Genomic DNA, 24380 nt, shown 5'->3' on the forward strand with positions numbered 1-24380 from the left:
GCGTAATCTATCGACCCAACTCTACAGTCAAGCGGTGTTTTTCATGAGAATCGGCGAACTCGAGGCCCGCAGCGGCGCCAGCCGTCATACGCTGCGTTATTACGAGCAGATCGGCCTGATCTCACCGCTGCGGCGAACGAATAACTATCGCGTCTACACCGCGCAAACGCTGCAGGACCTGGACTTTATCCAGCGCGCGCAAAGCATGGGGTTTTCCCTGGGGGAAATAGGTCAGATCCTGGATGCGCAGCGCAACGAACTGATCGACTGTGCTGAGGGCGCCAAGTTGATTGAAAAGAAAATGGCGGAAATCAAAGAGAAGATCGGCAACCTGAAAAGCATCTATCGATACCTCGATGAAGAGCGCGCAAACCTCGAAGCCAGCGCGGCCAGGCAACTTGCGCTTCAGCAACTGAACAACGCCTCCATCTGAACGGCCAGCCCCGTGGCGAGGGAGCTTGCTCCCGCTCGGCCGGTCCGACGTCTCGGGCGCAGCCGTCGCAAAACCGGGCGATGCGGTTTGCCTGGAGAAATGCAGGGGCCTGCTGCACAGGCCAGCGGGAGCAAGCTCCCTCGCCACGGGGTGGGTGTCCCTCTTCAGGCTCGATATTTCGAAACTTCCTCAAGTATTTAGAAATCAACAGTCCCCGAAAACTTCACCAATCGCGGATCACCCTGCGAAAGGTAGCCGCCGTTAGCCGAGGCCCAGTAGTTCTTATCGGTAATGTTTTCCACGTTGACGCGCAACGTCAGGTCTTTCTCCACGAATTTCATTTTGTAGCGTGCGCCTGCGTCGAAACGGTTCCAGGTCGGCAAGCTCAGGTTGTTCGCCTGATCCGCGTACTGCCCGCCCGTGCGCAACATCCTTGCGCTGAGCGCGGCACCTTCGATACCCGGCACATCCCAATCCACGCTAGCATTGAGCTGGAACGTTGGCACGCCAATGGCGTGGTTGCCATCGTTGAGGCCGCCAGCGGTTTTCTTGAGTTCGGATGTCATGCGGGTACCGCCGGCCATTAACCGGAGGCCTTCGATGGGCTCGCCGAAAACGCTGACCTCCAGCCCTTTGTTGACCTGCTCACCATCACGGACATAGAGCTTCTGCGCGTTGTCGACGTAACCATCGGACGGTTTTTCGATGCGGAAAACACCCACGTTGGCACCGAAGGTCTGCATGTCCAGCTTGATGCCCGCTTCCAACTGTTTTGTGCGGCCAGGTGGAAAGGCTTCGCCCAGGTTCGTGACGCCTGTAGCAGGCGCCACCGGCCCTTTTGCAAGGCCTTCGATTCGGTTGGCGTAGAGCGACACGCTCTCCACCGGCTTGTACACGATGCCGTAGACAGGCGTGGTGATGGCTTCCTCGTAGGGCGTGCTACGGCTGCCATCGTTCGCGGGATTGGGGACACCGTTTGAAGTGGTGCCATCGTACTTGTAGTTTTCGACACGCAACTGCTGACGACGGACACCGTAAGTGACCAGCAACTTGTCATCGAACAAACCCAACGTGTCGGAAATCGCCAGGCTCCGGTTGCGGGTTTTGCCCGTCACCCCAGGATCGCCCATTTCACCGCCGGTGCTGGACACCGCCGTCGGTTTGGGAAGCTTCGGGGTGTCGTAGATATTGGTGTTGCCGGTAACGGGACGATAGAAGGTGTAGGCGTTTTCCTGCTCGGTCCAGATCGTCGAGCCGCCGATCGCAACCTGGTGGGAAACAGGGCCCGTGTCAAAGCGCCCGTTCAACCCGCCACTGAACGATGTGTTGTCTTCGTTGTGAGGGATTTCCGAGCCACCGATCGTCGCTACGCCGTTATTGCCGACCAGTGTGGGCGTGGCGTACACCCCGGTTTCGCGGGTGTGCTTTACACCGCCAGCCAGGTAGGCGGTCCAGTTTTCGTTCAGGTCCCAATCGCCACGAACCATGCCGAAGGTGTCTTCGGTTTCGGAGTAGGTCCAGTCCTGTCCATAATTGTGACTCGCGTGCGGAGCCGTGGGGATGCGGGTGGCGCTGCCGATGTTTATTGAGTTACGCAGTCCATTGATACGCTGTTTCTGGTACCCGAAATCGGTGGAAACGCGGAAATCATCCCCTCGATAATCCAAGCCCGCAACGAACAACTTGGTGCGCTGATCCTGGTTGTCGATCGCTGTTTCACCTTCCCGCTGGCTCAGGTTCAACCGGGCGCCAAACCGATTGTCCTCGCCGAATCGCTGCCCGATATCCAAATGCTCGCCAATGCGGCCATCGGTGCTGATGTCCTGGGTATAGCGACGCGTCGGGACATCCTCCGCGCGTTTGGGCTGCAGGTTGACGCCGCCCCCAAGCCCCGAGCCCGTCGGGCTGACACCGTTGATAAACGCGTTGGGGCCCTTGAACACTTCGACACGCTCGATCGCATCCGTCGACAGGATTTGACGGGGTAAAACGCCATACAGCCCGTTGTAGGAAATGTCGTCGCTGGCAAGCGGCAGGCCTCGAATCACGAACACCTGGGATTGGTTGCCAAACCCATAGGATTGGCGCACCGACGGATCATTGAGCAGCACATCACCGACGTCTTCGGCTTGTTGATCTTCAATCAACTGCGAGGTGTAGCTCGTCATCACGAACGGGACATCCATGTTGTCCTGATTGCCCAGTACGCCCATCTGGCCTCCCCTCGCCACCTGACCACCCGCATAGGGCGCCGGCAGCGTGTTGGAATCGGGTTTGATCGCATTGGCAGTAACGTCGGTCATGCCCAATTCGATAGGTTCAGCCGCTTGGGCAAGAAAACTGACTGAGCAGCACGCGGCAAGCAAGGTAAGGCGAGATGGAAATAGCATGGGGGAAGTACCTGCGGGGAAACGGAAAGCTAATTTCGTGAATGCTAATGATTCGCAGATGGATTATCCATACTAATGGCTCGCCGCCATAAAAGATTTTAAAGCGGTTCGGTCGGCGTCGAGTGCCTCAATCGTCACCCACTGTGGGGGGCTTGCTCGCGAAAGCGGCGGGTCAGCTTGCTTCAGTATTGAATGTGCCCCCCTCTTCGCGAGCAAGCTCGCTCCCACACTGGGCGGCGGTGAACACAGTATCTGCAACAGCCCCGATTCCCTGTGGGAGCGAGCTTGCTCGCGATGACGCCAGCCCAGACACCGCCCGTGGCGAGGGAGCTTGCTCCCGCTCGGCTCTGTAGGAGCTGGCGAAGCCTGCGATCTTTCGCTTGAGATTCAAGTGTCAGGGGAAAGATCGCAGCCTCGTTGCACTCGACAGCTCCTACGGGCGCAGCAGAAACGGGGACAGATTTATTTTCAGTTGCCGCAACGAAAAACCCAGCCTACTGCGCCGGGTTTTTTGGTTCTGCTCGAAGATAAACAGATGGGGGCACTCGCCCCGCTCTAGCTGATCACTCTTTGGAACTGGCCTGCGCCGCTTCAACGATCAGCTCTGCAACTTTCTGCGGATTAGACGTCATCACCACATGGGAAGCCCCTTGGACGGTGACGGTCTTTTTCGAGCCCGCACGTTCGGCCATGAACTTCAGGGCCGCCTCGGGGATGTTCTTGTCCGCGGAGCCGTAGATGAACCAGGACGGCAGTTTTTTCCAGGCCGGGTCGCCCGACGCTTCCTTCAATGCAGCCTCGCTGATGGGGCGTTGTGTGGCGGCCATCAGGGCGGAGTCCGCCGCTGGGACGTCGGCGGCGAACTGTTGGCCGAATTTGTCCTGCTGGATGTAGAGGTCCTTATTGCCGTCATCCAGTTGCACCGGAGCGGCCAAGGTCGGCCCGAGGGTGCCGCCAGGGTAGCGACCGGACAGTTCGATGGCGGTTTCGCCTTTGTCCGGCGCGAAGGCTGCGACGTAGACGAGCCCCTTGACCTTGGGATTGTCGTGCACGGCGTTAGTGATCACGGCGCCGCCGTAGGAATGACCCACCAGGATCACCGGGCCGGCGGTGTGCTCGACGATGTCGGCGACGTAATCGGCGTCCTGCTTCACACCGCGCAGCGGGTTGGCCGCGGCAACGACCGGATAACCCTGGGTCAGCAACTGGGCGGCAACGCCATTCCAACTGGACGATTCGGCGAAGGCGCCATGGACCAGCACGATGGTCGGCTTGGTGGCGTCGGATTGTGCGGCGGTTGCGCTATCAAGGGTTGTCAGTGCCAACGCAGCGGTGATGGTGACGGCCAAGAGCGATTTGAGATTGAGCATGATCATTCCTTTTCATTTATCGGAGGATGCGATGGGCTTACTTAGCCAGGAAATCCAACAGATCCTGATTGAGGCGGTCCTTGTGGGTGTCGGTCAGGCCGTGCGGGGCGCCCGGATAGACGATCAACTCGGCGTCCTGCACAAGCTCGGCAGCGGCGTGGGCGGAGGCGTCGATGGGGACGATCTGGTCGTCGTCGCCATGCACGATCAGCGTCGGCACGTCGAACCGGGCCAGGTCGGCACGGAAGTCCGTCGCCGAGAACGCCGCGATGCAGTCATAGGTGTTTTTGTGGCCCGCTTGCATGCCTTGCACCCAGAACGAATCGATCAGCCCCTGGGAAACGTTCGCCCCGTCGCGGTTGAAGCCGAAGAACGGGCCCGACGCGATGTCGCGATACAGCTGCGAGCGGTTATCCAGCGAGGCCTTGCGCAGGCCGTCGAACACCTCGATCGGCAGGCCGCCTGGGTAGTCTTCGGTCTGGAGCATCATCGGCGGAACGGCGCTGATCAGGGCGGCCTTCTTCACCCGGTCGGTGCCGTGGCGGCCGATGTAGCGGGTGATTTCGCCGCCACCGGTGGAGAAACCCACCAGGGTGACGTCGTTGAGATCCAGGGTGTTGATCACAGTGGCCAGGTCATCGGCGTAGTGATCCATGTCGTTGCCTTCCCACGGCTGGCTGGAACGGCCATGGCCGCGGCGGTCGTGGGCGATCACCCGATAGCCTTGCTCAGCCAGGAACAACATCTGTGATTCCCAGCTATCGGAATTCAGCGGCCAGCCATGGCTGAAGGTGACGACTGGCCCATCTTTCGGACCCCAGTCCTTGTAATAGAGCTGTACGCCATCCGGGGTGGTGATGTAGCTGGCTGCTTGAGCGAGGGAGGACTGGGTATTCATGCAAGATCTCCTTGGGTCAGGGCTCGCCATTCGGGGGATCCGATGGCGAGTTGATGGGGAGCATTCTTGCAGCGGCATGTGTACCGGAAATGTTCGACACCCGGCCGTTATACGTTCTTTTGAGTCTGTAGATGCGCTGGATACAGTGGCTTACAAATGGATGCCACTGATCCAGCAGTAGCGGCCTACTGATCGGCGCCGAAATCGAGGGTCACGCAAAGCCCGCCGCCGTCGCGGTTGCGCAGGCTCAGTGAGCCACCAATCGCGACGGTCAACTGCTGGGCGATGGCAAGGCCCAGGCCGGTGCCGCCAGAGCTGCGGTTGCGGGAGCTTTCCACCCGATAGAACGGCTTGACCACCTCGGCCAGGATCTCCTCGGGAATGCCCGGCCCTCGGTCAAGCACGCTGATGGAAACGCCAGTGCTCGCATTGCCGCCGATTTCCACCTCGGCGGTGCCGGCGTACTTCAGCGCGTTATCCACCAGATTCACCAGAATACGCCGCAGGGCATGGGGCCTAGTCTCGATGATCGCGCCGTTCTGGCCGCGCAGGCTGACCTCGCGGCCGGTGTCCTGGTAGTCGCACACCAGGCTGTCGAGAAAAGAATCCAGGCTGATGCGGCAACTGGTCTCGGTCGCACCATGGACACTGCGCGCATACGCGACACCCTCGCGCACCAGGTGCTCGATTTCGTTCAGGTCGTTGCCCAGTTTGTCTTTCTCTACCGAGTCGTCCATGAACTCGGCGCGCAGCTTCATGCGCGTGATGGGCGTCTGCAAGTCATGGGAAATCGCCGCGAGCAACTGCATGCGCTCTTTCAGGTAAGCGGCGATACGCGCCTGCATGCTGTTAAAGGCGCGGGCGGCGTAGGCCACTTCCCGTGGACCGGTTTCATCCAACGGCACCGGATGGGCGTTCGGGTCCAGGTTCTCCACCGCCTCGGCCAGGCGACTGAGGGGGCGTATGGCGATCCGCACGGCCAGCCAGGTGCAGCCGATCATCAACAGCAACTGACCGACCAGGACAAAGGGCAACCAGGGCGACAACGGCCTGACCGAGGGACGCACATCGATGGTCACCGGGCTGCCATCCGCCAGTCGCACCTGGGCTTGGAAATGCTGGCGTGGCCCCGGGATCTCGACAAAGGTCAGGTCATAATTGCTGCCCAGCGCGACTTGCAGGGATTGCGCCGCCGTCGCCGCGAGATCGTTGGAGGTGAGCGGAATGCCGGGATCGTGCTCGCGCAGCAAATAATCATAGTTGCGACGCTGCAAGCGTTTGGTCCATGCCAGGCGCTCGTCGGCGGGCAGGCGGTCGAGGATGGCGATGGAGGTCGCCGTGTCGTGCTCGAAGTTGCCCAACATCGCCGTCTTGGTGCTTTCGTAGCGCTCGTAGTACTGGGCTGCGAAGGTCAAGGCCTGGGCGAGAATCAGACCGACCAGGAACACCAACCACAGCCGCGAGGCCAGCGTGCGAGGCCATTGCAACGCGAGTTTCATGCCTGCTCCTCAAGCATTTCCACCGCAAAGGTAAAGACGTAGCCCTCATTGCGCACCGTCTTCAAGTAGAGCGGTTCGCGGGCGTCATCCAGCAAGCGCTGGCGCACGCGGCTGACCAGCAGATCGATGGAACGGTCGAAGATGTCGGCGTCACGGCCCTGCGTCAGGTTGAGCAACTGGTCGCGACTCAGCACCCGCTGGGGATGATCGAGAAAGACCCGCAGCAGCCTGTATTCGGCGCCACTCAGCGAGACCAGCGTGTCGTCTTCATCGAGCAGATGGCGGGCGGTGGTGTCGAGGCGCCACCGGCCGAACTTGAGCATGCGACCGCTTTCGCTGACGACAAAATTGGGCGGCAGCATGCGCGTGCGCCGCAGCACCGCGTTGATGCGCGCCAGCAGCTCCCGGGCCGCGAAGGGTTTCGCCAGGTAATCGTCAGCGCCCATTTCCAGGCCAATGATGCGGTCGGTCTCGTCGCTGCGAGCCGTCAGCATCAGCACAGGCGTCGCCTTATGCTTGCCGGCGCGCAGCTCTCGGCACAACAGCAGCCCGTCATCCCCCGGCATCATGATGTCGAGCACGATCAGGTCCACCTGATTGGCTTCGAGAAAGGCCCGCATCTGACGACCATCGGCGACCACGGTGGTGCGCAGGCCATTCTTGATCAGGTAGTTGCCGACCAGCTCCCTGATTTCCCGATCATCATCCACGATCAATACGTGATCGACATGTTCCATGCCCTGCTCTCCGAAATGCGCGCATCGATTGCGCAGTGTGACGATGCCCTGTTGCCGGTTGGCGACGCACCGCGCGTTCAGCTTATCCAGCCCAAAATAAGCAAAAAACAGGGGCGATTGTATCGATCTGTATCGCAATTCACCTCAGATACGTACGCATCCAACCACGGCGCTTTTTCGACACAGCCGAGATACGTCATGGGCCTTTAATGAGTGCCATCCAACTCATTGAAGGGAAACGACCATGAACCTGAAAACCATCGCAACGGCTTGCCTGATCACTGCCCTGAGCGCCGCCGCATTACCCGCCTTGGCCCAAGACAAAATAGCCAGCGAAAGTTATTCCTACGGCACCCACCTGGACATCGACAAAGTGATCTCGCTGACGGAAGACAGTGGCCAGACCTGCGGGTTGGTGAATGCGCGGATCACCTACCTAGATTCGATGGGTGAGGAGAAAGCGCTGACGTATCTCAAGCACGGGGCCAGCTGTAACAGTGAAGGGAGTTGAGGGGTGGCTCGGGGTGGCGATCCAGTTTGTTCAGACCGCCAGATAGCTATCGCGAGCAAGCTCGCTCCCACACCGGGCGGTGGTGAACCCAATATCTGCAACCACCCCGCCCCCCCTGTGGGAGCGAGCTTGCTCGCGAATACGGTGGGTCAGCTTGCATCAATGTTGAATGTGACAACGCCTTCGCAAGCAAGCCCACTCCCACACTTGTTCGGTGGTGTTCACAAATACTGTGTGCAACACAAAACCCTGTGTGAGCGAGCCTGCTCGCGAAGAAAACGACTCGGTCCCAGCACAGAACACCCCACCCAAATCGCCAAAAATCCTCTCTCCTACAGCCCTCCCCTACACCGTCCATCAAGCTACGTAACCTTGCGCCTTTGCCTACAACTACGCCAGAATCCGCCCGCTTGTGCGCCTTGTCCCTGGGTTTTATTGTCTCCCTGCCACTGCCCATCAGTGGTCGGGTTTAGTAGCCCGGTTAAGGATACGGTCGCATGAGTCTCATCAGTCGGGCATTGCCTGCACTCGATGGTGGCTGTGCGCATGGCGCCTTCGGGCGCGCCGGGTTTCCGTTTCCTCACCGGTCTACTAACTTGCGCACAGCTGCCTCCCTTTCGTTTAGTAGCGAGACGGTAGCGGCCTACTAACGAGGAAACGTGACAATGTTCAAAGCGACTCCGAATCCGCCAGAGGCAGATTCCACTTCCAAATCCGCAAAATCCAAAGCCAAGCAGCAAGACGAAATCACCCAACGGGTGCTCGATCACTACCTGCTACCGAAACCGGATAAATCCAAAGACGCCCCCAAACCGGGGCAGCTGTACGCCGTCGTGAAAGGCCTCGATAACGAATGTTTGCTCGCCAACCTCACTGAGACGTTGGCTTCGGCTGATGCCATGGTGAATGATCTGGCGTTTGATCTGGATGGGGCGAGGCGTCATGTGGCGCTGGGGATTCAGCAGTTGATTGAGCTGAGTTCGTTGTTGGCGAATCGGGTGTTGGATAACGTGGAGCCGGGGCGGTAGGATTTTTCCGCCAACGAAAAACCCGACGTTTTGCGTCGGGTTTTGGTTCTTCTATCCGAGAGTAGCGAACGAATAATCTGTAAATATTCTCAAATTTTTTTCTTCCCGTATTTCCCACCACCCTCCTTTCTAGCGATAGGCCGTAACGGTCAGAAGCCGCCCTTCGCGGAAAGGAGTTCACAATAGGATCAGAACACGATTCTATTCTTGCGGCCTATGGCAAACAGCTAATTCGACTATGACCCCCGCGAAGACTATACGAGTAAACCTGAATTTGTAGATGCAATGAGGTGAGGTCTTCGATTTTTGCTGCTATTTTTGAAGGGGCTAGCTATCTGAACCTTCGGCTACCGGGGGGTTGACGTTGTGTATTGCTCTGGAGGAAATATGATGGATGTGAATGTGCAACTTCCAGCTGAAATCGGTGAGCTGGCGAAGGAGGTTTATTCGGATGGAGTAAAAGAAATTTTTCGCGAAATTTCCAAAATCGGCGTGGACGCAGCAAAGACATTGAGATTAGCCCTGGCCCCGTTGCAATTCACGGCGATGCTTCAAGAGAACGTGGCTATGTATTTTAAGCAAGCCGCGGATAAAGCATCCCCTAAAAACAGGGTGTGCCCTGCGCCGTCCCTAGCCCTGCCTATTTTGGAAAAGCTCCGCTACCAAGAGGATGGGGATCTACTGACTGATATTTACGTGGAGCTTCTTTCCGCCGGCTTCGACAAGTCCCGCATGGGTGATGCCCATCCTGCGTTCTTAACTATCATTTCGCAGCTATCGCCTGACGAGATTAGGCTGATTAATTCATTAGCGGGATCTGCCCCCAAGAATTATTTTGGGCGTGTGGCCTCAAATTGGACTCAATCCTCCAAAAGCATCATCGAACATCTTAATGAAAGCGTCCTTGAGCCGGTCGAAATTGATTGGAACCTTGTTGTGAACCCGGATGAGCTCTTATGGCCACTGCATCTGCAAGTGTATGTAGGGCATCTTCACTCTCTTGGGCTGATTGAATATGATAACGACTTAAAATACTTGTCCGGGCGCGGATTAAATCATGGCAATGAGTGTTGGGCCATAAAACTCTCTGAGTTCGGCTCGTTATTTCATCGTGCTTGTGTCAAGGGTGTTCCTTTGGAAAGCTTTGCAGTGACACCTCAAGATAGGATCTAACATTTCAAAAAAGATAACAAAAAAAGTAACTGGCTTAATTGATTGGAAATAGATCGCAACCTTTTGTTCACAGCTGGCGAAGCTCAGTGTCGATCTAGGCTCTGGGAATCTGCCTCTGTTTAGCTCTCCATTTCCAAGATGTATCGTACGTATGGGCCAAAGAGAAATCATTCTTCGTCCGCTGCGTCAGGAATCGGGTGTACAGAACAACTTAGACGACGAGCCAATTGTCTTCAAAAAATTTACACGGAAAAAGGGAGGATGGCAGAAAAGGGATAGATTTATTTGCTGAAAATAAATCTGTCCCTTACTACGCGGCAACGCGTAAGCCAGCATGCGCACGCCTTCCATCCACTTGTCAACCGCCTAACTTCTTAACTAGCTTTCTGGCAACTTCCATCGTTTCAGCAGTTGTAACGCGAATGGAAACATTAACTCTTTTCTCAACTGACTCCGTCATATTAGCTGAATCTATCCGCAATTCTAATACGCCCTGATATTCACCGGTTTCATTATCTGTACGAATAAAGAAACTAAAGTCTTCTTTTTCGACTTGGTGTCGCCACTGCTGGCACTCCAATACGATAACTGACTGCGGCAGATTGGGGCGCTCGGGTTTCCAATAAAATCGATTCTGGTCTTTCGAAGCATTCAGTCTGGAGAGGTTTGGCCCTCTATATTCCTTGTCAAATGTATTTTTAGGTATCAGGTCATGGAGATTCCCCATGGCTGTGAATATATTAACTTTTTTCCAATAACCCTGGGGTGCTTTGGGTACGGACGGAAGCTGTATGTCTTCCTTTAAATCTTTCATTAGGCTTTCATAGCTATCCGTCGGATAGATCAATAGAGGCCCCTTTGTTGAAAAGGTCGTCAAAGCATCGATTGCTGGTCTAGAACCAATATTAAGTACAGATACACAGATCTCCGGCCAATTAGTTCTGAAATTAAGCTGCGAATGCAGACTCGCAAAAAAAATCGAGCATTTTTCAAGCCAACCCGGATATATAGTATCTTGATAAGCGGCCACATCTTCTTCACTTGCAGGCGTAAAAACATCTTTAGAATTAAATCCTGAAAATATGGGCGAATAACTCTCTTGTGGCGGAGGCTGTGTTCTTTTGCTGTCTCCGAAGTCAACTTCCTCGGGACAAATCAGCTTCAGACTTTCAAGTAATTCGTCAATATCGGCATCAGTCAGCTTTTTATAACATTTAACATCGCAATCGATGGTCGTAGTTTCTACCCGATCATGAATAAACGAAATCTTAAACTTAGGCTCAGCGTTTTTATATTTCGTCAGCTCTGCCATTAAGCTATTAGTGCGCTTATCAGTTTCGTCAGTTTCGGGGGGGAGTAGCCAATCGTCTGGTATTACCTTAAAGGGCACCCCTACCAATTTAGAGCTGGCCATCGGCCCTGTGTCATGAGTTAGAAGCGCGACACATTCTAAAGGTTTAGATTTCATTAAAGCTGATGTCACCCCAACAAGCTGATCATCGCGCTCGTCATAACATAAATCATTACTCAATAAAATATCAGGTTTTAGGTCTTGTCTTATTCTAATCAATACCCTTGGCGCTTTGCTTCTCATTTCGATGTAATCGGATTCTGAGACGAGTAAATCCCGGATTAAGGCTGATGCTTTGCGGGCTCTTTTAGCTACGCGACCTGAGCCCTTGCCCTTTTGATTGTCGAGCTCCGCCTGAACCGGACGAGTGATTAGAAGTTCAACTTCTTCGAAGTCTACATATGTCGACCAATCCAACTCACGCGGCTCTTTACACTGAATAAAAAAGTTTGTATCAGGCACCAAGTAAATAATTTTCTTCACGTCATATCCTTTAAACAGAAAAGAGGAGAGATTTTTTTTCAGAAGGCCCTTCCCTTTTTTCTTATCCCGCCAATCTGCTTACACCGCCGTCGCTTCATGACCTCTCTAACGCCACGGCAAGATCAACAACAACCGCGGATCAGACCAAACAAGTGGATCTGGCTTGACACAATGCAGTCGACCGCACCTGTGCCACCAACGCCGACCAGTTGCGCAGCAGATGCTGCTTGAGAAACTGATCGAATAGAAAGAAAAGCACCAGAGAAAATGGGAGGAGAACACATTTATTTACAGAAGAATCTCTCCCTCCTTTCCCTTTTCCACTCAGCCAACCGACCCAAACCGCCGCCGCTTCATGAACAGTCCCATCCCCATAGCTACAGCAAAGCCCGGTAGCAACCCCAAATCAACCCCCAACAAGCGGATCTGACCTGCCACAACGCAGCCAACCGCACCCGCCGCCACCAACGCCACCCCCAGCCACTTACGCATCACATAAAAAAAAGAGGAAAAAAGAGGGACAGGATTATTTTCGGACAGTAAGTCGGCCCCTTTTCTCTGGCATAGCCATAGGCGGCTAGAGGTCTCGAAGCGGGCACGAGCACTAAGCCCCTCATTGAACGGACGTCACAGTAGAAAAGGGGTAATGGCTCTGCTGTATCCATTACGCACACCAGAAGCAAAGAAGCCACCGCATTGGGATTTGCGTGCGCAGCTTTCGCACTCTGGCACGTACTCGTTCTTCCAATCGCTGATGGACTTGCGGTAGTAGGGGAGCACGTCGTCGTTCACTAGGCACAACTGGTGATTATAGACGGACACGTTCATTCGATAGGCAGCCAAAATGCCAACAGCCTCGCTCAGAACGTCTCGGTAGTCTGCGGGGTCAATCCAAAGGGCATCCAAATTGGCCCGCGTGAAGCCGATCATTTCCAATCCCATCAGCGTCACGTGATCGACAAATAATAGATTTCGTGCGATGTATTCGCACAGTTGCGGCAGGCGACTGATCGACTGTTTGTGCAGCACGATCCGAATTTCGACCTTCTGGCTAAAACGCTTGAGGTTGGGGATCCCCTGCACTGTTTCCTGAAATGCTCCTGGCGCCTGAACGATGTAGTCGTGCAAGTCTGGATCATCCGAGTAAAGCGGGATCCCAACCATGATGTCGGGGTGATTGATCTCTGCGTACTGACGAGCAAAACGCTCATCGGCAAACGTGCGTCCGTTTGAGAGCACATGGACGACAGTTCTCGGCAGGTAGGATTTCATCATCCGGATGAGATTGATGAATCGAGCACCCGCCAGCGTTGGCTCTCCACCTGAGAACCCTACCTCGGGCGTTTCCCTGGGGATCAGGGGAATCAGTGCTTCGAGTTCATCGAGAATCCAGCTGTCGTCAATGTTCTTGGGCGGCTGAGAACACATCAAGCAGTAGTGATTACACTGCTCAGTCACCAGTAGTGAGTTGTGACCGGAATTGGCCCTGAAGAGCACCCGAATCGCTTGGCCGTCCAGGCGAATGATGTCCCCATGCCCCAGATAGTGATAGTCGCTGGGAAGCAAGGTAAATGAGCTCTTCCCTTCCAGCTCTGGCACGCGCCGTTCAAGGGACTCGGGGATCAGATAGTGCTGATAGCCTTCGGGCAATTCCTGTTCAGAAACCAAGAACGCTCGCGTCGCCCGAAGCACCATTGGGATCGCCGGGTTGGTACTGACTTGCAGTAACAAAGGCCGATCCTGGACTTCGATCAGTTGGATTCGTCCGACTTTCCCAGCGAGTTTCAGCATGCGTTAGCCCACTGCATGAAGAGGCGGCGAGTAGATGTGTCTGACTGCATCAGACCGATAAGGTGTTTGAAAATCGACATGTTTCGCTTGCAGAACGAAGACTCAGCCTTCCTGCCCAACACATCTTTAAATATGGCGTGATGGAACACCGGTTCGGCGCCGCAATAGGGTTCAAAAGCGCAGTCGGAACACATTGGCGCGCTCAGAGTGAACGACTGTTCCAAGGCATCGAGCAGTTCATCAGAGAGGATGATGTCTTCGTAGCTGTCAGTCAGGATACTGCCCAACCGGAACGACTGATCTCCCATCTCTGCGAGCATCCGACTTTCGTCAGAGGCATAGACTGATCCGTCATAGTTGAAGACGATCGCTGCGATGCCAGCGCCTGCGGGATTCATTAAGTCAACGTAGCCCGGGTCGTTGCTGGTCAGCATTTTCTTGAGAATCAAGGATGCGTAGTGCTCGACGAAAGGGATGCCGGCCTTGTTCAGTTCAAGAATGTAGGCGAGCCCTTCCTTGTAGAACTCCAGCCAACGCTCCGTATCGTAGGTCATGAATTTGCGTGTTTTTATGGCGAAGCCATACGGAGAAAGAGCCCGCAGGAAAATACCGTTAAAGCCCAGTCGAACGTACTCGTCGATGATTTCCCGGACACGAGGCAGGCTCTTGTCAGTGGTTGTCATTAGAGCGCTAACTCTGTCCACACCTAGGACATTGCGAGCCTTGGCCAAACCTGCTTCGAAGCGTTCGAAGCTATCGCGACCGACGCGTGGGCGATTTGCATTGTGCAGGTCCGCAGGACCGTCCAGTGACGTCGAAAGAATGATGTCGTGCTCGTAGCAGAACGCGAGAACTTCATCAGTGAGCAACGACAACGTAGTGGCGATAACGAACTCAAGATCACGCTTTTCATCTAGGTTCCGTCGTTTGGCGGACTCAACTACGTAGCGCACCATTTGGAAATTCAAAAGTGGCTCGCCGCCCTGGAATTCGATCTTGATCGCAGGGTTGGGGGATCGGAAGACGAAATCCAGAGCCTTGTCCGCCATATCAGGCGTCATGTCGAAGGAAGTTTCGCCATCCATTTGCCGCGAAACCTGACAATAAGGGCAGCTGTGGTCACAGCGCAGTGTCACCACAAAGATATGCAAACTGGTGAACCCCGTCAGACGCGAGAGTCTCGTACGCAGCTTCAGTGCGAGTAGATCGAGGGGCGCCTGCTCGTCGGCATACCGGATGAAATGCTTGGCCCGCAGCGACGCGAAGAGCGGATGCTCAGTTGCAAGATCTTTGGCGAGGAGGCCGTGCAACTCTGGCATCGCCACTTCCAGGTACTCGCCGGTCATGTTGGTAATAATGTAGTTATCACCTTCAAGACGGTCGAACTTGAACGGCAGCAATTCGTACTTAGCGCGCCGGGTATAGGCATCCAGCCCCTGAAATTTACTCACTTTGGTTCAGCCTGGCGTTGGAGAAGGCTAACCCTATGATGAGGTTCCGGATGGGGGCGGTTTCCGCCTGAAGCTGCGCACGCAATTGGTAATCGAGCACATCCTTTCGGAACTCTTCAACCGCACGTTCAAAGGCCGCATGCTCAGTTGTGATGTTGCCAACCAGCTTACAAAGCATGTTATCGCCGTCGACTTTCAGGTCGAGTGTGAAGGCGTGCATAGCACGGTAGGCAGCCTTCTGAATTGCTTCGGCTCCGTACAGCTGACTGTCGAAGATCAGCTCCGCGAGGCCGGCCATCAACGGCTCGAGTAATGCGAGCTGTGAGAACTATGGGACGCGTGTGAGCTATGCGAGTAGTGAGCAGCGACCATTTGGCCGTCCTCACCACGCTTTAGGATAAAACTGAAGAGATTGTCACCTTGGCGACCGGTGACCATCTGCTCGCCAACATTGACGATTGGTAGGGCCGCACCTTGGTTCTCAATCGTGGTGCTTTCAACTGCCTTATCGGTGTAGGTCATCGCAACGGAGGCCGATGCTTGGTTGGCGGTTACGGCGGCAGTCAGAGTGGCAAGGGGCAGCAGAAAATCACGCTTTTTCATTTTCAACATCCTTGTGAATGGTGTGGGTATGCGAGGACTATAGTAGGTATTTCCTAATGGGCAAAGTGCCATTAATTGATTTGGCTCAATCTGCCCCTCTTCTCTTCACCAATCGACTCAAACCGTCGCTGCTTTATGAACAATCCCCCCAAGAAAGGGGCAAATTTTTTCCGTAGATTTTCCCCTTCAATACCATTCACATGGGTGCTTGCTCCTGCTTCTCCACCTGCTGCGGGCCAAGCCAGAACCTGACCACCGCACCTCCGAGCCACGTCTCCTAGCGCCTTTGCCTACAACCGCACCAGAATCCGCCGGCTTTGCAGCCTTGCCCTCACGCTCTATCGTTTCCTTCCACTGGCCGAGCCGGTATCGATGACACTCAGGCACGCTAGGAGCCCTCGAAAGTCATTGGCCCGGGAAGTGGGAGGAGGTCCACTCTCTTATCTGTGAAGGACGCTAACGTGGCCTAGCGCGGGCAGAGAAGCCCCGCTATCCACTCTCGTACACTGCCATCTGTGGTCTTAATACCTGAAGTAAAAAGGAGGTTTACATCGCCATGGAAATCCAGGAAATCAAGCAACGCCTGGCTCGCCCCGCCGTGAAGCTCATTGCCGGCGGCTTTCGTCCTGCCGGCACCGATGAAGAAAGCTGGCTGGGCAATGTCTTCCTGTTCCGACCGGATGAAGAGGTGCCCACTAATCAGGCGGGGCAACAGTTGCTCCCCTATGCGCAGTTTTACCTGCCCGCCCTGTCCGTCAACAGCCCTCTGCTAGCAGGGGTTCGTGTGCTGACGGTGTTCATTTCAAACCCGTTCCCCGAGCACCTTGAGCCGATGGGGGATAATTGGGTTATCCGCGAGTACGGGCCGGATGATGTGTTGGTCCGCAAGTCTCTGTCGGTGGCAGATTCATTCCTCAAACCTTTCCCACTGACAGCGCAAGCGGTGCCGGAGGACTTTCCGTTGTGGGATGGCGGTGGTGTCCCGGAAGACCTTGAGCAAGCAATCCTCACGCTGGAACGCGCGGGCAAGATCCAGAGCTATTACGACTTGATCACCCACACCTACGAACACAAGATCGGCGGTTACCCCTCGTTCTGCCAGTCGGGTGTTGATCCGGGTGAAGGCTTCGAGTTTGTGTTCCAGATCTCGTCGGACTCGAAGATCAATCTGAACGTGGTCGACAGTGGGAGCCTGATGTTCTGGAAGCACAGTGACACTGGGGAGTGGGCGCTTTATTACGATTTTTACTAGGAGTCGAGGGACAGATACGATTGTGAGGCAGTCCGATTACGGGTGAGCCCAAGTCGTGGTCTGTCCCCGGTTTCCCTTCCCGGTTTCCCCCTCCCCTCACCACACACTGCTGGCCTTCATTCCTGGCGACGCATGAATTCTGCAAAAAGGGGAACTGTAAAATTCAGATATCCGTGATCTGTGCTGTAGATCATTCCCTTGGAAATGATGTTGGCCCGAGTCGGTCCCAGCGATGATTGAGGACGTCCCATCGCCTTCGCAATATCAGCGATGGCATAAGGGCCGTCGCCAAGCTCGGACATGGTCTTCACAAACTGCACTTCAGACGGTGTAAGCCGATCAATGCGGACCCTGAAGAAACCTGCATCCAGGGAAGCTAATGTTTCGGAATAAGAATGGTCGACATCATCAAGCGTAATTTCAGGCCCCTCGGCGATGTTCCATGCCGTGGATGCCCACTCTTGAAGAAAGAACGGATAGCCCTGCGTCCGATCAACAATGCTGTCCAGCGCTGCAGCGTCGATAGAAGCCTCCTCCTCCAAGATCGGCTTTTGAACGGCTTGAGTCGCAGATGGTTGATCAAGCGCCCCCACCTCTGGGTAAAGGAAAAGCCGCTCGGCATATGACTTCGCCTCACCCGCCAACCGAGCAACTTGCGGAAGACCTGCACCGACCAGCAGAACCGGAAGCCCTTCTTGCGACATGCGATGGATAGAGACAATCAGTGCCGATAGATCTGCTTCGGTGAGGTATTGGACTTCATCAATGAGAAGAATCCAGCCTTTGCCGGCGGCCTGTGCCGCTTCACCTATTACAGTAAAAAGGTCTGGAAGATCGTATTGAAGATTGCCGCTATCCGCGAGTCCAGGCTCAGGCTCAATACCAATCTCAATACCTCCAACATCGATTTTGAAGATTGAAGCAAAGCTGCGGAGTCCTTTCAGCCCACGATTAGCAATTTGCTTGGCGGCCTCAACGCTGGAAAGCACGCGCATGACCTTTCGTATTTCAGGATAAAGAAGACGTGCAAGGCTTTCGCGTTCTGGCGACTCTACCTTGGAAACGAGAAGGCCTTCCTCCCTCGCAATTCTTCCTATCTCATTCAACAGGACCGTCTTACCCGTGCCCCTTAAGCCAAGGAGCATGATGGAACGAGCACTTCGCCCATTGAGGGCTCGTCCACAGGCAACTCTTGCTGCCTCAAGAATCAAGTCGCGTCCCGCCAATTCAGGGGGCCTGCTGCCCGCGCCGGGCGCAAACGGATTACGGTAGGGATCCATGTCGGCCTCAAAATAGCAAATTCTACGTAAAGATAGCTAAAGCTAGTTGATTTTGCTATCTGTAGCTATATAACGCTAGCATTCAGTAGAATCGGATTTGTTTCTAATGTTTTTTATGAGTGCTTCGCACTGGAGCGCCAGCCCGGTCAAGCGGGAGCAAGCTCCCTCGCCACAAAAGCAGTTTTGTGTGGATTCAGGAGTGGCGATCCAGCTTTTTGAGGAACACGGTCATTTCTTTTTCCGCCTGTTTGTCGCCGTGGGCGCGGGCGGCTTCGAGGCCTTGTTCCCAGGCTTGGCGGGCTGCAACGGTGTCGCCTTGGCCTTGGTGGGCCTTGCCCAGGAGTTTCCAGGCGGCTGAGTACTTGGGGTCGAATTCGACGCAGCGTTGGAGGTGTTCGGCGGCGCGGGGGAATTCGCCTAGGTCGAGGTAGCCTTTGCCGAGGCCGAAGCGCAGGAGGGAGTTATCCACACCCTTGGCGAGCATTTTTTCCAGGGAGTCGAGCATGGGGGCGTCCTTATCGGTGTGTCAGGGGTTGATCAGTGGCTGTTGGATAGCTATCGCGAGCAAGCTCGCTCCCACAGGGGTTGGGGGTTGCTCACGATATTTGTGAGCAATGGAGACCCTGTGTGGGAGCGAGCTTGCTCGCGATGAGGCCATGACTGCCACCGCACAGCCTGGATCAGAAGAAACTCAACCCCACGTGGAACAGCTTTTCGACGTCGCGAATGTGCTTCTTGTCCACCAGGAACAGGATCACATGGTCGCCGGTCTGGATCACGGTGTCGTCGTGGGCGATGAGGACTTCTTCGTCGCGGATGATCGCGCCGATGGTGGTGCCCGGCGGTAGGCCGATGTCGCGGATGGCTTTGCCGATCACTTTGCTGGACTTGGCGTCGCCGTGGGCGATGGCTTCGATGGCTTCGGCCGCGCCGCGGCGCAGGGAGTGGACGCTGACGATGTCGCCACGGCGCACGTGGGCGAGCAAGGTGCCGATGGTGGCCAGTTGCGGGCTGATGGCGATGTCGATGTCGCCGCCCTGGATGAGGTCGACGTAGGCCGGGTTGTTGATGATGGTCATGACCTTTTTCGCGCCCAGGCGCTTGGCCAGTAGCGAGGACATGATGTTGGCTTCGTCGTCGTTGGTCAGGGCCAGGAAGATGTCGGCGTCGGCGATGTTTTCTTCCAGCAGCAGGTCGCGGTCCGAGGCGCTGCCTTGCAGGACCACGGTGCTGTCGAGGGTGTCGGAGAGGTAGCGGCAGCGTGCCGGGTTCATCTCGATGATCTTGACCTGGTAGCGGCTTTCGATGGCTTCGGCCAGGCGTTCGCCGATCTGGCCGCCGCCGGCGATGACGATGCGTTTGTAGTTCTCGTCGAGGCGGCGCATTTCGCTCATGACGGCGCGAATGTTCGCCTTGGCGGCGATGAAGAAGACTTCGTCGTCGGCTTCGATCACCGTGTCGCCCTGGGGCAGGATCGGCCGGTCGCGGCGGAAAATCGCGGCGACCCGCGTCTCCACGTTGGGCATGTGCTCGCGCAATTGGCGCAGTTGTTGGCCCACCAGCGGGCCGCCGTAGTAGGCCTTGACCGCCACCAGTTGCGCCTTGCTCTCGGCAAAGTCGATCACCTGCAGGGCGCCGGGGTGTTCGATCAGGCGCTTGATGTAGTTGGTCACCACCTGCTCGGGGCTGATCAGCACGTCCACGGGGATCGCTTCGTTGTCGAAGAGGTCAGCGCGGGTCAGGTAAGCCGCTTCGCGCACCCGGGCGATCTTGGTCGGGGTGTGGAACAGCGTGTGGGCGACCTGGCAGGCGACCATGTTGGTTTCGTCGCTGTTGGTCACGGCCACGAGCATGTCGGCGTCGTCGGCGCCGGCCTGGCGCAGCACGGTGGGCAACGAGCCGCGACCTTGCACGGTGCGAATGTCGAGGCGGTCGCCGAGGTCGCGCAGGCGTTCGCCGTCGGTGTCGACCACGGTGATGTCGTTGGCCTCGCTGGCCAGGTGTTCCGCCAGTGAACCGCCTACCTGCCCTGCCCCCAGGATGATGATTTTCATCCAGTCACTCCTATCGAATCGGTTTAACCGCGTGCGGCGGCGATCTTGATCAGCTTGGCGTAATAGAACCCATCGTGCCCGCCTTCCTGGGCCAGCAATTGGCGGCCGTGAGGCTGCTTGAGGCCGGCCTGGGTGGCGATGTCCAGCTCACGGGCGCCCGGGGTGCGGGCGAGGAACGCTTCGATCACGTCAGTGTTTTCGGTCGGCAAGGTCGAGCAGGTGGCGTAGAGCAGCATGCCGCCCACGTCCAGGGTCGACCACATGGCATCGAGCAGTTCGCCTTGCAACACGGCCAATGCGGCAATGTCGTCCGGCTGACGGGTGAGCTTGATGTCCGGATGGCGGCGGATCACGCCCGTGGCCGAGCATGGCGCGTCGAGGAGGATGCGCTGGAACGGCTGGCCGTCCCACCAGGTCGCGGTGTCGCGGCCATCGGCGGCGATCAGTTGGGCTTCAAGGCCCAGGCGTTCGAGGTTTTCCTTCACCCGCACCAGGCGCTTGGCTTCCAGGTCCACCGCCACCACGCCGGCCAGTTTCGGCTCGGCTTCGAGGATGTGGCAGGTCTTGCCTCCCGGGGCGCAGCAGGCGTCCAGCACCCGTTGGCCCGGCGCCAGCTCCAGCAGGTCGGCGGCCAGTTGGGCGGCTTCGTCCTGGACGCTGATCCAGCCTTCGGCAAAGCCCGGCAGTGCGCGCACATCGCCCGGGGTTTCCAGGACGATGCCGTCGCGGCTGTACGGGCACGGGATGGCCGGGATGCCCGCCTCGCCCAGCAACGCCAGGTAGGCATCGCGGGTGTGGTGGCGGCGATTGACCCGCAGGATCATCGGCGGGTGGGCGTTGTTGGCGGCGCAGATGGCTTCCCATTGCTCGGGCCAGAAGGCCTTGAGGGACTTCTGCAGCCAGCGCGGGTGGGCGGTGCGCACGACCGGGTCGTGTTCCAGTTCGGCCAGCAGGGTTTCGCTTTCCCGTTGGGCGCGGCGCAACACGGCGTTGAGCAGGGCCTTGGCCCACGGCTTTTTCAGCTTGTCGGCGCAGCCCACGGTTTCGCCGATGGCGGCGTGGGCCGGGACACGGGTGTAGAGCAGTTGATAGAGGCCCACCAGCAGCAGCGCCTCGACGTCGGCATCGGCGGCCTTGAACGGCTTCTGCAACAGCTTGGCCGCGAGGGCCGACAGGCGTGGTTGCCAACGGGCGGTGCCGAACGCCAGGTCTTGGGTGAAGCCGCGATCGCGGTCTTCAACCTTGTCCAGTTGGGTCGGCAGGGAACTGTTGAGCGAGGCTTTGCCGCTGAGGACGGCGGCAAGTGCCTTGGCGGCGGCCAGACGCGGGTTCATGAGGCGTCCGCCGCTTGGCCGAGGACGGTGCCGACGGCAAACTTCTCACGGCGGCTGTTGAACAGGTCGCTGAAGTTCAGCGCCTTGCCGCCGGGCAGTTGCAGGCGCGTCAGGCACAAGGCCTGCTCGCCACAGGCGACGATGAGGCCGTCCTTGCTGGCGCTGAGGATTTCTCCCGGTGCGCCCTTCCCTTCGGCCAAGTCGGCAGCCAAGACCTTCAAGGCTTCGCCGTTCAAGGTGCTGTGGCAGATCGGCCAAGGGTTGAAGGCTCGTACCAGGCGTTCCAGCTCAACGGCTGGGCGGCTCCAGTCGATGCGGGCTTCGTCCTTGTTCAGTTTGTGCGCGTAGGTGGCGAGGCTGTCGTCCTGCACTTCGCCTTCCAGCGTGCCAGCGGCCAGGCCAGCGATGGCTTGGACCACCGCTGGCGGGCCGATCAGCGCGAGGCGGTCGTGCAGGCTGCCGCCGGTGTCTTCGGCGCTGATGGGGGTGCTGGCCTTGAACAGCATCGGCCCGGTGTCCAGGCCGGCTTCCATGCGCATCACGGTCACGCCGCTCTCGGCATCGCCCGCTTCCACCGCACGCTGGATCGGCGCGGCACCGCGCCAGCGCGGCAGCAGCGAGGCGTGGCTGTTGATGCAACCCAGGCGCGGGATATCGAGCACCACTTGCGGCAGGATCAGGCCGTAGGCGACGACCACCATCAAGTCCGGCTTCAGCGCGGCCAGTTCAGCTTGGGCTTGCGCGTCGCGCAGGGTCGGCGGTTGCAGGACTGGCAGGCCGTTTTCCAGGGCCAATTGCTTGACCGGGCTGGGCATCAGTTTTTGTCCGCGACCGGCAGGACGGTCCGGCTGGGTGTAGACCGCGACGATTTCATGGGGGCTGGCCAGCAGGGCCTTGAGGTGTTCGGCGGCAAACTCGGGAGTGCCGGCAAAGACGATGCGCAGTGGCTCAGTCATGGAAAACTCTCAATTACAAAGCAGTCGCAAAAAGAAAAAGGCTTGCCGCGGCAAGCCTTTGAAGAGGGGCATCAAGCGTTCTGGCGATGGATCTTTTCCAGTTTCTTCTTGATCCGGTCACGCTTGAGATTAGACAGGTAATCAACGAACAACTTGCCGTTGAGGTGGTCGCATTCGTGCTGGATGCACACCGCCAGCAGGCCTTCGGCGATCAGCTCGTAGGGCTGGCCGTCACGGTCCAGGGCCTTGATCTTGACCTTCTGCGGACGGTCGACGTTCTCGTAGAAACCCGGCACCGAGAGGCAGCCTTCCTGGTATTGCTCCATCTCGTCGGTCAGGGTTTCGAACTCGGGGTTGATGAACACCCGCGGCTCGCTGCGGTCTTCGGAGAGGTCCATGACGACGATACGCTTGTGCACGTTGACCTGGGTCGCGGCGAGGCCGATGCCTGGCGCCTCATACATTGTTTCAAACATGTCATCGACCAACTGACGCACTTCGTCGTCCACTACGGCCACCGGTTTGGCGATAGTGCGCAGGCGCGGGTCCGGGAATTCGAGAATGTTCAAAATGGCCATAAGCTTGATAAATGCACGTGTGAGGTAAAGTCGGGTGGCTGGCCTGGCGTGTGTCGGGATGCAGGCTACCGTTGTAAAACGTTGCTCTTGAAACAGAGCGAGCCACGGGGGCTCTGGCGTTTTACGCGAACGCACATAATAAAGGGATTCACCGCATGAGGAAATCACTACTCGCCCTGCTGCTCCTGGCCTCGGCCGGTATCGCGCACGGGCAAGTGCAACTTCGGGAAGGTTTTCCGCAGCAATACACCGTGGTCCAGGGGGACACGCTGTGGGACATTTCCGGCAAATACCTGCGCGAGCCCTGGAAATGGCCCGAACTCTGGCAGGCCAACCCGCAGGTGCAGAACCCGAACCTGATCTACCCCGGCGACACCCTGTCACTGGTCTACGTCAACGGCCAGCCACGGCTGACCCTTGATCGCGGCGCCTCGCGCGGCACCATCAAGCTGTCGCCGCGCATTCGCAGTTCACCCGTGGCCGATGCCATTCCGAGCATTCCGCTGCAAGCCATCAACAGCTTCCTGCTGAGCAACCGCATCGTCGACACGGCGGAAGATTTCAACAAGGCGCCCTATATCGTGGCTGGCGACGCCGAGCGCGTGCTCAGCGGCACCGGCGATCGGATTTTCGCCCGCGGCGCCTTCGATGCGAGCCAGTCGGCGTACGGCATCTTCCGCCAGGGCAAGGTCTACACCGACCCGCAGACCAAGGAATTCCTCGGTATCAACGCCGATGACATCGGCAGCGGCGAAATCGTTGCCACAGAAGGCGACGTGACCACCCTGGCCCTGCAACGCACCACCCAGGAAGTGCGCCTGGGTGATCGCCTGTTCAGCGGCGAGGAGCGCTCGATCAATTCGACGTTCATGCCCAGCGCGCCGACCTCGGACATCAACGGTTTGATTCTCGATGTGCCTCGGGGCGTGACCCAGATCGGCGCGCTGGACGTGGTCACCCTGAACAAGGGACGGCGCGACGGTCTGGTGGAAGGCAATGTCCTGGCCGTGATGAAGACCGGCGAAACGGTGCGCGACCGGATCACTGGCGCGCCGGTAAAGATCCCGGACGAACGCGCCGGCCTGCTGATGGTGTTCCGCACGTATGACAAGCTCAGTTATGGCTTGGTGCTGTACGCCTCGCGCTCGCTGGCGATCCTCGACAAGGTGCGCAATCCATAACGGGTCTCACAAGTTACCAACAGAGTT

General features: G+C 57.2%; 22 protein-coding genes. 6 read left to right on the forward strand and 16 right to left on the reverse strand.

Going from position 1 to position 24380, the window contains the following annotated elements:
- The first annotated feature begins 43 nt into the window (after nucleotides 1-43).
- Nucleotides 44-433 carry a MerR family transcriptional regulator gene (locus M8Q45_RS24445; protein ID WP_249876728.1) on the forward strand — a complete coding sequence of 130 codons (390 nt, stop codon included), beginning with the start codon at nucleotides 44-46 and terminating at the stop codon, nucleotides 431-433.
- Nucleotides 434-630: 197 nt separating this feature from the next.
- On the opposite strand, the gene M8Q45_RS24450 is transcribed toward M8Q45_RS24445, so the two are convergent.
- From M8Q45_RS24450 to M8Q45_RS24470, 5 genes are all read right to left on the reverse strand, one after another.
- Nucleotides 631-2823, reverse strand: a complete 2193-nt coding sequence (locus tag M8Q45_RS24450) for a TonB-dependent receptor (RefSeq protein ID WP_249876729.1) — start codon at nucleotides 2821-2823, stop codon at nucleotides 631-633.
- 563 nt (nucleotides 2824-3386) lie between these two features.
- Entirely contained in the window at nucleotides 3387-4199 is an 813-nt protein-coding gene (locus M8Q45_RS24455; RefSeq protein ID WP_249876730.1) for an alpha/beta fold hydrolase, read from the reverse strand.
- A gap of 31 nt (nucleotides 4200-4230) precedes the next feature.
- A complete protein-coding gene (locus M8Q45_RS24460) occupies nucleotides 4231-5091 on the reverse strand; it encodes an alpha/beta fold hydrolase (protein ID WP_249876731.1) in 861 nt (286 codons plus the stop codon).
- A gap of 185 nt (nucleotides 5092-5276) precedes the next feature.
- Nucleotides 5277-6590 carry an ATP-binding protein gene (locus M8Q45_RS24465; protein ID WP_249876732.1) on the reverse strand — a complete coding sequence of 438 codons (1314 nt, stop codon included), beginning with the start codon at nucleotides 6588-6590 and terminating at the stop codon, nucleotides 5277-5279.
- A complete protein-coding gene (locus tag M8Q45_RS24470; protein WP_030138951.1) occupies nucleotides 6587-7327 on the reverse strand; it encodes a response regulator in 741 nt (246 codons plus the stop codon). Before M8Q45_RS24470 ends, M8Q45_RS24465 begins: the two co-directional genes overlap by 4 nt.
- A 244-nt stretch (nucleotides 7328-7571) precedes the next feature.
- On the opposite strand from M8Q45_RS24470, the gene M8Q45_RS24475 reads away from it, so the two are divergent.
- The 3 genes from M8Q45_RS24475 (at nucleotide 7572) to M8Q45_RS24485 (ending at nucleotide 10039) form a co-directional block, all read left to right on the forward strand.
- Nucleotides 7572-7838, forward strand: coding sequence for a DUF2790 domain-containing protein (locus M8Q45_RS24475; RefSeq protein ID WP_249876733.1), 267 nt, complete (start codon nucleotides 7572-7574; stop codon nucleotides 7836-7838).
- A gap of 665 nt (nucleotides 7839-8503) precedes the next feature.
- A complete protein-coding gene (locus tag M8Q45_RS24480; protein ID WP_249876734.1) occupies nucleotides 8504-8866 on the forward strand; it encodes a DUF6124 family protein in 363 nt (120 codons plus the stop codon).
- Nucleotides 8867-9253: 387 nt separating this feature from the next.
- Entirely contained in the window at nucleotides 9254-10039 is a 786-nt protein-coding gene (locus M8Q45_RS24485; protein WP_249876735.1) for an Abi-alpha family protein, read from the forward strand.
- 358 nt (nucleotides 10040-10397) lie between these two features.
- Here M8Q45_RS24485 and M8Q45_RS24490 read toward each other — a convergent pair whose 3' ends face one another.
- From M8Q45_RS24490 to hxsA2, 5 genes are all read right to left on the reverse strand, one after another.
- Nucleotides 10398-11873 (reverse strand): PIN domain-containing protein, encoded by a 1476-nt coding sequence (locus M8Q45_RS24490; protein ID WP_249876736.1) that lies wholly within the window; start codon nucleotides 11871-11873, stop codon nucleotides 10398-10400.
- A gap of 627 nt (nucleotides 11874-12500) precedes the next feature.
- Nucleotides 12501-13664 carry a His-Xaa-Ser system radical SAM maturase HxsC gene (gene hxsC, locus M8Q45_RS24495; protein WP_249876737.1) on the reverse strand — a complete coding sequence of 388 codons (1164 nt, stop codon included), beginning with the start codon at nucleotides 13662-13664 and terminating at the stop codon, nucleotides 12501-12503.
- Nucleotides 13658-15115 (reverse strand): His-Xaa-Ser system radical SAM maturase HxsB, encoded by a 1458-nt coding sequence (hxsB, locus tag M8Q45_RS24500; protein ID WP_249876738.1) that lies wholly within the window; start codon nucleotides 15113-15115, stop codon nucleotides 13658-13660. The genes hxsC and hxsB overlap by 7 nt, the downstream gene beginning before the upstream one ends.
- Entirely contained in the window at nucleotides 15108-15413 is a 306-nt protein-coding gene (gene hxsD, locus M8Q45_RS24505) for a His-Xaa-Ser system protein HxsD (RefSeq protein WP_249876739.1), read from the reverse strand. Before hxsD ends, hxsB begins: the two co-directional genes overlap by 8 nt.
- Nucleotides 15413-15718, reverse strand: a complete 306-nt coding sequence (gene hxsA2, locus M8Q45_RS24510) for a His-Xaa-Ser repeat protein HxsA2 (protein WP_249876740.1) — start codon at nucleotides 15716-15718, stop codon at nucleotides 15413-15415. Before hxsA2 ends, hxsD begins: the two co-directional genes overlap by 1 nt.
- A 556-nt stretch (nucleotides 15719-16274) precedes the next feature.
- Between hxsA2 and M8Q45_RS24515 the strand changes: the two genes are divergently transcribed.
- Nucleotides 16275-16970, forward strand: coding sequence for a DUF1963 domain-containing protein (locus M8Q45_RS24515; protein WP_249876741.1), 696 nt, complete (start codon nucleotides 16275-16277; stop codon nucleotides 16968-16970).
- Between the two features lie 116 nt (nucleotides 16971-17086).
- On the opposite strand, the gene M8Q45_RS24520 is transcribed toward M8Q45_RS24515, so the two are convergent.
- From M8Q45_RS24520 to def, 6 genes are all read right to left on the reverse strand, one after another.
- Entirely contained in the window at nucleotides 17087-18250 is a 1164-nt protein-coding gene (locus M8Q45_RS24520; protein WP_249876742.1) for an ATP-binding protein, read from the reverse strand.
- A 193-nt stretch (nucleotides 18251-18443) separates the two neighbouring features.
- The gene (locus tag M8Q45_RS24525) at nucleotides 18444-18755 is read right to left on the reverse strand and encodes a tetratricopeptide repeat protein (RefSeq protein WP_249876743.1); all 312 of its coding nucleotides are present in this window, start codon (nucleotides 18753-18755) and stop codon (nucleotides 18444-18446) included.
- A gap of 175 nt (nucleotides 18756-18930) precedes the next feature.
- Nucleotides 18931-20304: a Trk system potassium transporter TrkA gene (trkA, locus tag M8Q45_RS24530; RefSeq protein WP_030138958.1), complete on the reverse strand. Its 1374-nt coding sequence runs from the start codon at nucleotides 20302-20304 to the stop codon at nucleotides 18931-18933.
- A 23-nt stretch (nucleotides 20305-20327) separates the two neighbouring features.
- A complete protein-coding gene (gene rsmB / locus M8Q45_RS24535; protein ID WP_249876744.1) occupies nucleotides 20328-21638 on the reverse strand; it encodes a 16S rRNA (cytosine(967)-C(5))-methyltransferase RsmB in 1311 nt (436 codons plus the stop codon).
- Nucleotides 21635-22594 (reverse strand): methionyl-tRNA formyltransferase, encoded by a 960-nt coding sequence (gene fmt, locus M8Q45_RS24540; protein WP_249876745.1) that lies wholly within the window; start codon nucleotides 22592-22594, stop codon nucleotides 21635-21637. Before fmt ends, rsmB begins: the two co-directional genes overlap by 4 nt.
- A gap of 71 nt (nucleotides 22595-22665) precedes the next feature.
- Nucleotides 22666-23172 carry a peptide deformylase gene (gene def, locus M8Q45_RS24545; RefSeq protein WP_053126951.1) on the reverse strand — a complete coding sequence of 169 codons (507 nt, stop codon included), beginning with the start codon at nucleotides 23170-23172 and terminating at the stop codon, nucleotides 22666-22668.
- Nucleotides 23173-23327: 155 nt separating this feature from the next.
- Here def and M8Q45_RS24550 point away from each other — a divergent pair, with 155 nt between their 5' ends.
- Complete coding sequence (locus tag M8Q45_RS24550) at nucleotides 23328-24353, forward strand: LysM peptidoglycan-binding domain-containing protein (protein WP_249876746.1); 1026 nt, start codon at nucleotides 23328-23330, stop codon at nucleotides 24351-24353.
- Nucleotides 24354-24380 lie beyond the last annotated feature (27 nt).

Origin of the sequence: Pseudomonas sp. T1.Ur, assembly GCF_023516725.1 — a bacterium.
Lineage (GTDB): Bacteria > Pseudomonadota > Gammaproteobacteria > Pseudomonadales > Pseudomonadaceae > Aquipseudomonas > Aquipseudomonas alvandae.